This is a genomic window from Paractinoplanes ferrugineus (assembly GCF_016862195.1).
Lineage (GTDB): Bacteria > Actinomycetota > Actinomycetes > Mycobacteriales > Micromonosporaceae > Actinoplanes > Actinoplanes ferrugineus.
In genome coordinates this window covers 128,115-140,204 of sequence record NZ_BOMM01000063.1, presented here as the reverse complement: position 1 = coordinate 140,204, position 12,090 = coordinate 128,115, and the positions used below count along the sequence as shown (strand labels likewise).

Sequence of the window (12,090 nt, the reverse complement as noted above, 5' to 3'; positions counted from 1 at the left end):
AATGCCTCACGGCGCCATCAGGTCGCGGTAGAAGGTGAGTTCCGCCTGCAGCGCAAGGGCGGTGGCTTGTTGAGCCGAGAGTGTGTGCCGCGCGTCCAGGACGATCAGTTGGCATGGCTTTGCGCGGACGGCAAGTTGCCGAGCAAGGTCCGCAACGTCAGACAGCGGCGCGATGTGATCGTCGGCGCCGTGAATCAGCAGGGTTGGGCGGTCGATTACCTCGGCTCGAACTGCACCCACAGGCCCGGCCAAGCCGACGGCGTGGGGCCGTTGCCAGCGCGGTGCGGTCGTCATCCATCGGCTGGGGTTCACGATCGCCGATCGTGCGACCGCGCCCGAGAACACGGACGGGCGTGAGACCGCCTGCAGAGCGGTGTACCCGCCGGCGCTGGAGCCCGTGATGAACACCTGGCCCGGCATGGTCCTTCCCTCAGCGAGTAGGTATTCAGCGACAGCTGCGCAGTCGTCGACGTCGAGGTCTCCCCATCTGCCGTAAAGGCTGCGCCGGAATGGCCGCCCGTAGCCGGTGCTGCCGTGGTAATCCACGTCAGCCACAGCGAACCCGTTGCTGGTCAACAGTTGTGTGTGCCAGTCCAGCCGGGTGTGGACAGCGGAGGTGGGTCCGGGGTGTGCCCGGACGACCAACGGCGCGCACCAGTCGCCGGCCGCGTTCACCGGTGGATATACGAGCGCCTGTACCTCGCCGCCCGAAGGGGACGGGACGCGAAGAGGCTGTGGTGCTGTAACCGAGTGTCCGGCGGCGTCCGCGGAGTCTTCGAAGATCTGCGTCCCCTGCTCTGGCCGCAGAAGGTCGAGGCGAAAGATGTGCGGAGCCTGTACCGGAGACGCGCCGATTCCAACGACGTCCCATCCCTGCATAGTGAGATAGGGCTTGAACGACGTGAAGGGCGTTGGAAGCGGCTTGACGCTCGTACCGTCGTGGATCAGCAGCTGGTGGTGCGGACCGTTGTGCTCGATCATTACCGCACCGCCGGAGGGGTGAAGGACATATGACCGATAGCCGGCTTCCCATTCCGGTGGCGCGAGATCTTTCTCCATCAGCGCTACGGGCGTGACCTCGTTACCGTCAAGTTTGTACAGGTTCCACCAACCGGTACGGTCCGACAGAAACCACAGGCGGCCGCGGTGGTCCCATTGTGGCTGTGTCACGGACTCTTCCCGGCCGCCGCTGACTCGCTCCGGCGGCACAGGATCGCCCAGGTGACTTGCGACCATGAGCTCGCTACCGTCCCACGGCATCCGGTCTCGGTCCCAGCGCAGCCACGCCAACTTCCCGTCATAGGGTCGCGGCGATCCGAAGAAGCCGTCGGTTGCGGCAATTACTCGTAACGATCCATCCGACGACACTTGGACCAGCTCATCGCCGCTGCTCGTCTCCCGTACGCACCACAACTGGTCCTCGGTGACTGCTAGGTCACCGAGGTACTCGTCGGCGTGGCGGCGTTCCAGGACAACTCGAGCGTCGCCGTCCTCGTTCAGAAAGACGTGACCGCTTTCGGCATCGACGTACCACGCCAGCTCATTGCGGGTGGCGTATGCGCCGCCACCGTACCCATGCAGGTCGCTGCCCACGCTGGTTCCTGCCGGGCTGACCGCGCTGATGACTCCGTCGGAAGTCATTCGCATCAGCGCGACACGACCGTCTTCCTCCGGGATGGTTTGCAGCCAGCAAAGGCTCCGCCCGTCAGCTCGAACCTCGTCGTAGACGACGGCAGCGGCAGCGGCCTCGGCGGCGGTCCAAACTGGCAGGGGCCTAGACATCGCCGTGATCATACGGGTACACCTGCCTCGGCATGTCGCATTCTCACGGCTGCACCAGTGCTGAACGCGAGCGTGCGTAAGCACTGGGACGGCTGCCTATGCACGTTGAGGCGTTCCTGAGCTCAAAGTGATCAATGGCCTGCGGTCAAGGAGTTGCCGCTGGGCGGTTCGACCGCGGGCTCGTTACGGCGTGGACCGTGTCCGCGAGGCTTCCTCTCCGCGCCTGCCGGCTCGAAAAAGTGGTGGTCTGTCAGGCTTCGATCGACCCGCGGCGCGGCCGGGAGGCTTGCCATTCCCGGACCGTTGCCGGCCGCCAGGCGGGCGAGCGGCCGAACATGCGGTCCGCAGCTGGCGCCTGGCGGCGAGACACGTAGGCCGCCCACGTGACGCGACTGATCGGGACTCCCGCTGACCGCAGGAACGTCAAGACGTCCTCAGTCGTCCACCAGTCTCCGGGTAGTTCACCGCTCGTCTCGGCCATCTCGGCGAGGGTACGCGATTCGCGATGGAAGCGCCGCCAAGGCTCCTGGCCTTAACTGGCGCGGCCATCGGTGATCGGATCGAACGTCGGCATGCACGAAGTCATTGTTGCTCTCTGCGATAGAGATTCAGTCACGCTCAGGCAGCATATAGCTAGTTACCAGGGCTGCTGGGGTGGCGATCGTCATCGATTTACGTCGCTGCACGTAGGGGTGATCATCGTTAATGACAATTGGTAACAAGAATGCATGGATGCTTGCCGATGGACGGACCGGGGTGTGCACCGTCGTGTGCACCTGGCCGGTAGAGCACAGTGCACAGGAGGGTGTAGTTCCCGTCTGTCGGGCTTTCCGCGATGGTGATTAGCGGAAGGGGAATACGTGGCTCGAGTCGCGCAGTCGAATAAATAAGAGTTGCACGTGTTGATTATTTGCTCGGTCAATTTGCGGAAAGCCGGCTCGGGTAGTGCCGGGTATGCGTAGCACCAGGCGCAATCCTTCACGGATCCACGAAACAATACCCGGGGACTTAGGAGGCGATCCCATGGTCGATGATCCGCGTCCTACTCACGCACGATTGGCTCATCTTGGTGATGAATGCGCGGAGTCCCGCATGCGGATTGGGTACAGCTTCTGGGGTTTCCTTACCGACGGCGTGCTCGACACGCCGGACGGGGGTCGCAGCTACCGCCGACCCGTCATCGATGCACTCCAACAAGCCGGTAGCCACGTCGTCCTCGTCCAGGCTAATCGCGACTTGATTGAGGCCGGCGTCGATCTGACCGGCGCCTACACGTTCGACGACGGGCTTCCTGGCCTAGACGCGATCATCTATGAGTGGCGATGGCCGCTGCCCGCACGCAACACCACCGTGTGCGGTTCGCCAGGACACACGTGCGATCTCCATCGGCAACAGCAGCTGATCGACCATTTCACCCATACGCGTCGCCTGCCCACGATTATCTGGGACCAGGACCGGCGACTACCTGCGGACGACCCACTGCGTCTCTGCCCGAATGTGCGCGTCGCCGATTACGCCCTGCGCCCCGGTCCCGGGGCGATCACCGTGAACTGTCCCGTACCCGACGGCCTGCTGGACACCGCTGACCCTCACCAGCTGGCGCGTCTGCCTCGGCCTCTGCCGCTGGTGTACGTCGGTAATCAGTACGACCGTGATGACGCGTTCGATCACTATTTCGCACCCGCCGCCGCCCGTGCGACGCACCGCGTGGCCGGGAAGTGGACGAAGACGGGCGCATGGCCTGATATTCACTTCACCGGCCGGGTGGGGTTCGCCGAGGTTGCCGCGCTGCATTCGCAGGCCTTGGCCACCGTGCTGCTGCTGCCCGAGCGGTACCGCACGGTTGGGCACCAGACCTCGCGGCTGTTCGAGTCGATCACGCAGGGGTGCTTGCCGTTGACCCCGGCGGACATCTTCGGGGCCGAGGTGTTCACCCCACCCCAGCTGCATGTCCGTGACGCTGCCGACGTCATTGACAAGATCACCTGGATTCAGCGGATCGCCGGCACCGCCGAGCACGCCGCGCTGATCCGCGCGTGCTTGGACCTGCTGGACCCGTACCGCACCTCGCGGCAGGCAGCAGTTCTGCTCGCCGCACTACGCGACCTCGCCGGCGCCGGGCCATCCCTCATCACCAGGAGTTGCTGATGCTCACCCCACCCGAGTTCGCCACCTTCACCGACGCCTACGTGGCGGTGCTGCGCCGCATCCTCGACGACCCCGCCTACGAGACGTCCGGCCGCGGCAAAGACGGCTTCGAGGTGCCCAACATCAGCTTCCGGCTCACCGACGTGACCCGCCGAACCCCATTCCTGGCGGCACGGAAGACCAACATCGTGTTCAACTACGCCGAGCTGCTGTGGTACGTGGCCGGCCGCAGCGACGTAGCGATGATCAGCTACTACGCGCCGCGGCTGGCGAAGCTGTCGATCGACGGGACCACCCTGACGGGTACCGCGTACGGGCCGCGGCTGTTCGGCCCGGATGGCGACGACGGCCTGTCGCAGTTCGACCGGTGCCTGCGGACGCTGGGGGAGGATCCGGACAGTAAACGCGCCGCGATGGTGATCATGCGCCCGCACGAGCCGATCGGCGTCGACAATCCGGATGTTGCCTGCACCCTGGGGCTTCAGTTCATGCTCCGCGGCGGCCGCCTGCACGCGACCGGTTACATGCGCGGCAACGACGCGCTCATCGGGCTGCTGTGCGACACGTTTTCCTTCACGATGATCCAGGAGCTCGCCGCCCGCCGGCTCGGCGTCGAGCCTGGCAGCTACACCCACCACGTCGGGTCGATGCACATCAACGTCCTCGACCAGGAGAAAGTCCGCGCGATCCTCACCGAGGCCGACACCGCCCCGGCGCCGCCGTTCGCGGCCACGCCGATGCCTGGTCTGAGCCAGGCCGAACTGGAGCTGCTGCTGGACTGGGAGACCGCGCTGCGCACCGGACGCGGCGAGCTGACCGCCGAGACTGCCCGCGAGCTGCCGCTGCCGGACTTCTGGCGTCAGGTGCTGCTGTTGTTCGACGCCTACCGCCAGATCCAGGCGGGCCACCACGTCAACGACGACACCACAGCTGCGCTCACTGCGGCCCACCGTTGGCTACTCACACACCGGTGGCCGAACCGGATTACTGCCTCCGCCTTGGCGGGGCGGCCGGCATGACCGGCCAACCCGTCGACTGGAACTACTGGACGGTGATCCTGCTCAAGCCCGACTGTCTTACCCGGAACTTGCTCAGCCCGGTCCTGTCGATGGTCGAGCAGCACCTGACCGTCCAGCACGTCACCGTGGTCTTTCCCACCGAGGATCAGATCTTCGCCCACTACGCGGACATGCTGCCGCGCTCAGCCGAACTCGGCCGTGACGTCGCCGCCGAACTACGACGCATCTACGGCGGCCGCGCGGCCGCCGTCGCGCTCGGCTACGGCCCGGACGCCGCAGCACGGTTGCGGGCCCTGCTCGGGCCGACCGACCCAGCCGCCGCCGGTGCCGACACCATCCGCGGCCGATACGCCGCCGACAGCCTCGCCCAGGCCAGCGCCGATGGCCGGCTGATCGACAACCTCATCCACAGCTCCGACACCAGCGACGTGGTCCCCGCCGACTTCGACACCTGGTTCGGCGCCGCCAACCGGCACCTGCTGCACTTCCCCGCCTCCACCGCTGCCCTCATCCCCGTGAACGGAGAGCGCCGATGACCACGACCATCCCCCTGGGATTTGCCCCGGGCCCTCGCACGCTGCGCCTGATGCCCGCCGAGGAACAGGCCCAGCTCGACCCGTACATCGCTCAGATCATCGGCAACCGCAAGAGCGGCCTGTCGCTCAACCACATCGTCGGGTGCACCCTGAACTGCGGTTACTGCGTGCGGCACTTCTGGGGCAACTTCGACATGAAGATCCCGCAGCTGCTCGTGCCCACCGAGCAGGCTATCGAGCAGCTGATCGCCCACCCGATGTTCCAGCCACACACGACCCCGCTGCAGATCTTCAACAAGGCCACCGACCCGTTCCTGCCCGGCGTCAAACCGCACCTGTTCCAGGTCCTCGCCGCCCTGGACGAGCCCGGGTTCACCAACCACATGCTGGTCATCACCCGGTTCAGGGTCACCGCCGACGACATGGCTTTCCTGGAACGCCTCGCCCACCTGCGGGTGACGCTGCTGTTCACCTACTCCGGGATCAGCGACGACCGGATCGAACCGATCTCCAAGAGCAACATGACCGTCACGTCCATCCGGACCGCCGCCGCACACCGCAAACGGACCGGGGTGATCCTGTACTGGCGGCCGATCACCCCCGGCTGGAACGACAGCCCCGAGACCATGGCCCACGTCCTCGACGTCGGCCGGGACGTCGACGCATTGGTGTTCACCGGCCTCTACCACAAGCAGGAGAACGCCACCTACCTCGAAGGACTCGGCGTCGACGTGCCCTACAGCGAGGACGAATACCACCGCCGCAAGACGATGGCCGCCGACCTCGACGCCCGCGTCGTCGACGCCTGGCGCGACTCCGGCAGCACCACCCCACTGTTCCGCAAGACCTCCTGCGGCGTCGCCTTCGCTCACAGCACCTTCGACTACAACGGCCACTGGGGCGTCCGCGAGCTCTGCGACATATGCCCGCTCGAGCAACAACAACGCTGCGCCAACGCGCTACGCCAGCCCACCGACACCGACATGCGCCGCGTCCTCGACCACTTCGGCTTCGACTCCCCCTGGGAGGTCGACGACGGACACGTCTGGACCACTGGACTTGGGGAGCAGCGCCGCTACGCCATCCAGCACGACCTCGGCTACCAGATCTGGGACATCGAAACCCCGCACGTGCTCGGCGCGCACGGCCGGTCCCTGACCGGTCACGACCTCAACCCCGAGCAGGCCGCCGACTTCGATCGGGTGAGAGAGCAGTTCGCGCTCGTGGCCCGCACCGAAGACGACTGACCGGCCGGTACGGTGCAGGCGGTGACCTCAGCCCACCAGCCCTGGCATGCGGCGAATCTGGTCGCCCTCGACCTTGAGGGAAGCGGCGCCCAGGAACACCATGATGAGCAGATCCTGGAGATCGCCGCGATCCGGCTCGTCGCCGGCCGGCCTGACATGACCACCGCCTACACCACCTGTCTCGACCCGGGCAGGCCGATCCCTGCGAAGCCGTGGATCTCGCCCGGCCTGGCCGGCCTGGCCCTGCAAGGTCAACCCGCCTTCACCGATATCCGTGACGCCCTGCTCACCCGGCTGCATGGGACCTATCTGGTCGGCCACAACGTCGGCGTGGACTGGCGGCTGCTGCACCGGCACCTACCCGAGCTGGCGCCCGCGGGGCTGATCGATACCTACCGCCTCGCGAGAGCCACCGATCTGAACGGCAAGCTCGGCCTGACCGACCTGCTCGCCCGACTTCAGCTGACCGCTGCGGTGACCAGCGCCGCACCAGCCAGCCGCCCGCACCGGGCGCTATGGGACACCACCGGCGCAGCGCTGCTCCTGCCCACGCTGATCCGCCGGCACTTCACCAGCGAGCCAACTCTCCAGCAACTGCTCGACGTCGCCGGCATCCCTAGCACGCCCCCAACGGCGGCACCAACCGCTACACCATCCACCCCGGCGAACCAGGGGACCTTGTTCGACTAGGACCCCACCGTGTCAGCCGGCCACGGCGAAAGGCGCTCGGCATGACCACCGCCCCACCTGCCACCGCGGCGTCCCACTTCACGATCGGCGGCGACCTCCCCGTGCGCCGCCTGGGCTACGGCACCATGCAGCTGACCGGGCCCGGCCACTGGGACCTCCCTCCGGACCCCGACAACGCCATCGCAGTCCTGCGCACCGCGGTCCACGAACTCGGCATCACCCACCTGGACACCGCCGACGCGTACGGCCCGCACACCGTCGAGACCCTCATCCGCCAGGCGCTGCACCCCTACCCTCACGAGCTCGTCATCGCCACCAAAGGCGGCCTGGCCCGCCCCGGTCCCAACGTGTGGCGTCCCTGCGGGCGACCGGAGTACCTCCACCAGTGCGTCGAACTCAGCCTGCGCCGACTCGGCGTCGACTGCCTCGACCTCTACTACCTGCACCGCATCGACCCACAGGTCCCGCTCGCCGACCAACTCGGCGTTCTGGACGAGCTTCGCCAGGCCGGGAAAATCCGCCACCTCGGCCTGTCCAAAGTCACCGTCGAGCAGGTACACCAAGCCCGCGCCATCACCGACATCGCCGCCGTGCAAAACCAGCACCGGCTGGCCACGGTTGACCCGGTCCTGCCGTACTGCGAACAACACGGCCTGGCCTACGTCGCCTACAAGCCCTTCAACGCCGGCACGGACCCAACCACCTCCGAAACGGACCCCGCGGCCGCGACGAAAGTCCTGCAGACGCTGCTGCAGCGATCCCCAGCAATGCTGGTCATCCCCGGAACCGCCTCGCTCAGCCACCTACGGGCCAACTGCGCCGCCGACCAGTCCACAGGTGCCCAAACTGCCGATGAGGACGGTCGCTCATGACGGGCACGGCAGAGACAGGTACCGCGGCCGACACCGGAAGCGGTGAAACTTGCCCCGACAACCTCTTCTCACTCCTGGTCGCTACCTCTCAACAACTCACCGTTAGATATCCGAAGAAGGGCGGAGCCTTCGAGCGCGTCGCTCAATTGGCGGAAGAGACCGGGGAGGTCGCCGAGCAAATCAACATCTGGGCCGGCACCGGACTGAAGCGCCAAAAGCACGGCGAGTTCGATCCCCGCAATCTCGCCATGGAACTCGCGGACGTCATGCGTGTAGCCGTCGGCATCGCCCTCGAGTTCGGCATTGTCAATTCGCTCGGCGATCAGATCCGGGCCCGGCACGCCCAAGTGACCGAGGAGGTCGACGGCTCGTGAGTGAAACCACTTGCTGTCGCATCCCGATGCCTTGCTATCTGACACAACGCTAGAGGGGCACTCTATGATGCCTGTGCGGGTGCTGCGCACTTACGTTCGTTATGGCCCCGCCGGGCGCCTTTCCGCCGCACTGGCTGAAACCCTTGACGAACACTTACAGCACCATCCGATCACCACCACCACACGCACGCGGTTCGGCGCTCGCATTCCCGTGACGACTAACGATCTTATCCAGCGCTATCTCTACCTATTCGGCACATGGGAACCCAACCTGACAGCCTGGATCCGAAGCCGGCTCCAACCAGGCGACACCTTCATCGACGTCGGAGCCAACATCGGTCACTTCTCCCTGCTCGCCGCGCCGCTGGTTGGCCCCTCCGGTCGCGTAGTAGCGATCGAAGCCTCACCCCCACTCGCGGCAACTCTCACCCTGACCGCGACGGCCAACGACTACCGCAATATCCGCGTTGTCGACAGCGCAGTCTCCGCAACAACCGGCGAACTGAGCTTCTACATCAAGGACCACAACAACCTCGGCGGTACAACCAGTGTTCGTCCGCGTAACGACCTCGAACCCAGCTTCCGTGCAGCAGCAGCCTCTCTACCCGACCTGCTCAGTGCCACGGAACTCGAAACCGCACGCATCATCAAGATCGATGTCGAAGGAGCCGAAGCCGACGTCGTAGACGGACTACTTCCGAACCTCGGCACCCTCCGACAAGATGCCGAAATCGCGATCGAGATTTCACCTAACCGACTAGCGCGGCAAGGCCGCAAGGCATCCGAAGTGATCGCTGCCTTGAGTGCCGCGGGCTTTTATTGTTACCGCATTGACAACAGTTACGCTGCGAGCAGCTACACAAAGCACTCCGTCTCTCTGCCACGTCGCTGGTGCCACGATGTGACAGAAATGACCGACCTGATTTTCTCCCGCGAAGATCACCCGGCACTCCTGCCCTGACCTGTTCTTCGCTCGCAGATCCGTACCGCAGGCAGCCACACCATCGAGATCCGCGGCCGGTTTGGGCGGCCACGCCCATCAATCGACTTCACTGCGACGGTCGACGACGCCAACGGCGATACGGGTCAGTCATCCCGCTGAGTGACAGAACCGGCCAGCTCGACGACCCCAAGAGCGCGTCACGACGTGTCGCACCATCGGTGACCGGTACAGATGAACCGGCGACCGGCCGAGCCCAGTCAGCCTCCCGGCCGACCAGCCCGGCGCCCGGTGACGTCCAACCCCGCGAAGGAGTGGCTGTGAACGAACTGGTGGAAGACCTGGCGCCCGAAACTGCGCGGCAGCAGCTCGTCGAGCACCTGACCGCGAAGGGCTGGATCACCCGCCCAGAGGTCGCCGCAGCGTTTGCCACGGTGCCGCGAGCGCTCAACGCCGAAGAAGGACTCAAGATCGTCCGCACGGAGATCGTTCGTCAACGGAGCCGCATCGGTGAACTCCTCGGCCAGATCCGCGAGCTGCAAGCCGAATGGGACGACGAGACCATCGCACGGATCACCACTGATTATGTCGGTGAGAACGAGGTTCTGGCTCACCAAGTGTGGAGTTGGCGGCTTCAGGCCTGGTTATGATCGCCCACATGTTCATCGAGGTCATTGGAAGGGGCCCTCTGCCCGACGACATCGATCGGGATGATGTTGAGGACCTACTCGCCGATGTTCTTGGAGCCGACGGCGAGGTGACGGGGGCTGGCACCGGCGAGACCGGATGGAATCTTGATGTTGAAGTCGAGCCTCACGTAGTTCATCCGCTCGAGATGCTGCGAAGACTGGCGGACGCGTTAGTCGACCAAGACCTTGGCTGGGTGATACTTCGCCCAGAGTACGAAACCGATGGCCGGACTGCCCTTGACCTCGTCTGAGGCCCGGCGATCTTCATGAGGCTAGTAGCACTCGTTTGCGGAGCAAATCAAAGCCTGCTCGACCGTACATCTGCCTCTTGAGCATTTTGATCCGGTTGACGTTACCTTCCACCGGCCCCGAACTATGCGGCATGGTCAGGCCAGCGGTGACCGCGTCCAAGTCGCTGATCAGTCCGTTGGCGAAGCTGGTTATTCCGGGCAATCCGGCCTGTTGAGCAGCAGCGATCCATTCGCCGAGTCGGTCGCCGTGCAGGCCGGTCAGCATGTGGGCGAAGGAGCGCACCAGGTCAGCAGCGGCGGCCAGTTCGGGGCAGCGTCCCAGGAAGGCTTCAAGCCGGTCGGTGTCACGCTCGACAAGATGATCAGGGTGGCGGCAAATCCAGCCGGTAACCTCGCGGACTGACGGAGGTTTGGCCATCTTGCCCAGGTCTGGGCGGGTGCGGTGCTGCTCGACGAAGGCGCGGACGATGCCGTACTTGCCGGTGAATCCCTGCGCAGTGATCTCGCGGTGCAAGGTGGCGGCCTTGAGGCAACCCTCGGCGATACGTCGGAGCAAGTGCGGCTTGAACGGGTCGAGGCTGCTCGGACGTGCCTTCTGCCCGACGACCATCTCTTGCCAGGTAGCGGCACGCGCGTATCGAGAGACGGTGTTGTGGCTCCAGCCGAGGTGCCGGGCGATCTGCCGAATCCCGGCTCCAGGGCCGAGCAAGTCGTGCACCAATCTGTGGTGCTCACGGCGGCGTTGCGCCATCGCGCTGCTGGGCTCGGGTCCACCGGCTGCGTCAGGCTGTTTGTCGACTGGCGCGACGACGGATTCCTGCAGGCAGTTCTTGTACCGGGCGACGCATCTTTCGACGGCCTTGGCGAGGTTCTGCCACAGATGGAACCGGTCGGCGACCTGCACCGCGTCCGGCGCGCCGGTACGGGCTCCCTCAGCGTAGGCGCTGGCGCGGTCCCTGCAGATCACCTCCGGTTTCGAGTGCGCGTCGAGCCAGCCGGCCAACGGCGCGGCGTCGCGGCCAGGCAGCAGGTCGATCACTCGTCCGTCCTCGCAGTCGATCAGGACGGTGCCGTAGTTCTGGCCTTTCTTGATCGCGAAGTCGTCAACGCCCAGGACCGTTACTGGACGCTCGGGCGGGTCTGGCAGCGCCCGTACCAGCCGCAGCAGGCTGCTGCGGCTGGTCACCATCCCCAACACTGCGCCGAGCCGCGCTCCTGCCCGGCCGGCGAGCGCCAGGCCGATCGCCGTGAGCGTCCGGCGCAAGCCGTCCGTGCTGCGCACGCGGCGGCGGGTCACACCGTCGACCTGCTCGACGAACGTCCGCACGGCGCAGGCGGCGTTACCGCAGATAAACCGGCGCACGTGAAGCTGGATCTTGGTCGCCACGCCCGCTATCGGAACATCCGTCACCTCGCGCGAGTACCGCCCGTGCACTCGGTTTGACGCCGTCCCGCAGGACCGGCAGACCGCAATCCGGGCTCGCACGCTGGCCGACAGCCACAGCCCATCGTCTAACCGCTCAACCTTCTTGATGCTGAGCG

12 protein-coding genes are annotated in these 12,090 nt (G+C 65.7%); 10 read left to right on the top strand and 2 right to left on the bottom strand.

Annotated elements, in window-relative coordinates:
- Positions 1–6 precede the first annotated feature (6 nt).
- The gene (locus Afe05nite_RS44200) at positions 7–1,782 is read right to left on the bottom strand and encodes an alpha/beta hydrolase family protein (RefSeq protein ID WP_239118427.1); all 1,776 of its coding nucleotides are present in this window, start codon (positions 1,780–1,782) and stop codon (positions 7–9) included.
- 1,092 nt (positions 1,783–2,874) lie between these two features.
- Between Afe05nite_RS44200 and Afe05nite_RS35025 the strand changes: the two genes are divergently transcribed.
- The 10 genes from Afe05nite_RS35025 to Afe05nite_RS34980 all read left to right on the top strand — a co-directional run bounded on the left by Afe05nite_RS35025 (position 2,875) and on the right by Afe05nite_RS34980 (position 10,548).
- Positions 2,875–3,930, top strand: coding sequence for a hypothetical protein (locus Afe05nite_RS35025; protein WP_203821578.1), 1,056 nt, complete (start codon positions 2,875–2,877; stop codon positions 3,928–3,930).
- A complete protein-coding gene (locus tag Afe05nite_RS35020; RefSeq protein ID WP_203821577.1) occupies positions 3,930–4,949 on the top strand; it encodes a thymidylate synthase in 1,020 nt (339 codons plus the stop codon). The genes Afe05nite_RS35025 and Afe05nite_RS35020 overlap by 1 nt, the downstream gene beginning before the upstream one ends.
- A complete protein-coding gene (locus tag Afe05nite_RS35015; RefSeq protein ID WP_203821576.1) occupies positions 4,946–5,485 on the top strand; it encodes a nucleoside-diphosphate kinase in 540 nt (179 codons plus the stop codon). The genes Afe05nite_RS35020 and Afe05nite_RS35015 overlap by 4 nt, the downstream gene beginning before the upstream one ends.
- Positions 5,482–6,732, top strand: a complete 1,251-nt coding sequence (locus Afe05nite_RS35010) for a radical SAM family protein (protein ID WP_203821575.1) — start codon at positions 5,482–5,484, stop codon at positions 6,730–6,732. Before Afe05nite_RS35015 ends, Afe05nite_RS35010 begins: the two co-directional genes overlap by 4 nt.
- A 21-nt stretch (positions 6,733–6,753) precedes the next feature.
- A complete protein-coding gene (locus Afe05nite_RS35005; protein WP_203821574.1) occupies positions 6,754–7,422 on the top strand; it encodes a 3'-5' exonuclease in 669 nt (222 codons plus the stop codon).
- A 41-nt stretch (positions 7,423–7,463) separates the two neighbouring features.
- Complete coding sequence (locus Afe05nite_RS35000) at positions 7,464–8,294, top strand: aldo/keto reductase (RefSeq protein WP_203821573.1); 831 nt, start codon at positions 7,464–7,466, stop codon at positions 8,292–8,294.
- Positions 8,291–8,668, top strand: a complete 378-nt coding sequence (locus Afe05nite_RS34995) for a MazG nucleotide pyrophosphohydrolase domain-containing protein (protein WP_203821572.1) — start codon at positions 8,291–8,293, stop codon at positions 8,666–8,668. Before Afe05nite_RS35000 ends, Afe05nite_RS34995 begins: the two co-directional genes overlap by 4 nt.
- A gap of 79 nt (positions 8,669–8,747) precedes the next feature.
- Positions 8,748–9,629 carry an FkbM family methyltransferase gene (locus Afe05nite_RS34990; RefSeq protein ID WP_203821571.1) on the top strand — a complete coding sequence of 294 codons (882 nt, stop codon included), beginning with the start codon at positions 8,748–8,750 and terminating at the stop codon, positions 9,627–9,629.
- Between the two features lie 299 nt (positions 9,630–9,928).
- Positions 9,929–10,258 (top strand): hypothetical protein, encoded by a 330-nt coding sequence (locus Afe05nite_RS34985; RefSeq protein ID WP_203821570.1) that lies wholly within the window; start codon positions 9,929–9,931, stop codon positions 10,256–10,258.
- A gap of 8 nt (positions 10,259–10,266) precedes the next feature.
- Positions 10,267–10,548, top strand: a complete 282-nt coding sequence (locus Afe05nite_RS34980; protein ID WP_203821569.1) for a hypothetical protein — start codon at positions 10,267–10,269, stop codon at positions 10,546–10,548.
- Between the two features lie 13 nt (positions 10,549–10,561).
- Here Afe05nite_RS34980 and Afe05nite_RS34975 read toward each other — a convergent pair whose 3' ends face one another.
- Entirely contained in the window at positions 10,562–12,034 is a 1,473-nt protein-coding gene (locus tag Afe05nite_RS34975) for an ISL3 family transposase (protein WP_203821568.1), read from the bottom strand.
- Positions 12,035–12,090: the final 56 nt, after the last annotated feature.

Coding starts and splice junctions, on each gene's coding strand:
- Afe05nite_RS44200 (WP_239118427.1), bottom strand. CDS start 1,782: ATGTCTAGGCCCCTGCCAGTTTGGACCGCCGCCGAGGCCGCTGCCGCT.
- Afe05nite_RS35025 (WP_203821578.1), top strand. CDS start 2,875: ATGCGGATTGGGTACAGCTTCTGGGGTTTCCTTACCGACGGCGTGCTC.
- Afe05nite_RS35020 (WP_203821577.1), top strand. CDS start 3,930: ATGCTCACCCCACCCGAGTTCGCCACCTTCACCGACGCCTACGTGGCG.
- Afe05nite_RS35015 (WP_203821576.1), top strand. CDS start 4,946: ATGACCGGCCAACCCGTCGACTGGAACTACTGGACGGTGATCCTGCTC.
- Afe05nite_RS35010 (WP_203821575.1), top strand. CDS start 5,482: ATGACCACGACCATCCCCCTGGGATTTGCCCCGGGCCCTCGCACGCTG.
- Afe05nite_RS35000 (WP_203821573.1), top strand. CDS start 7,464: ATGACCACCGCCCCACCTGCCACCGCGGCGTCCCACTTCACGATCGGC.
- Afe05nite_RS34995 (WP_203821572.1), top strand. CDS start 8,291: ATGACGGGCACGGCAGAGACAGGTACCGCGGCCGACACCGGAAGCGGT.
- Afe05nite_RS34980 (WP_203821569.1), top strand. CDS start 10,267: ATGTTCATCGAGGTCATTGGAAGGGGCCCTCTGCCCGACGACATCGAT.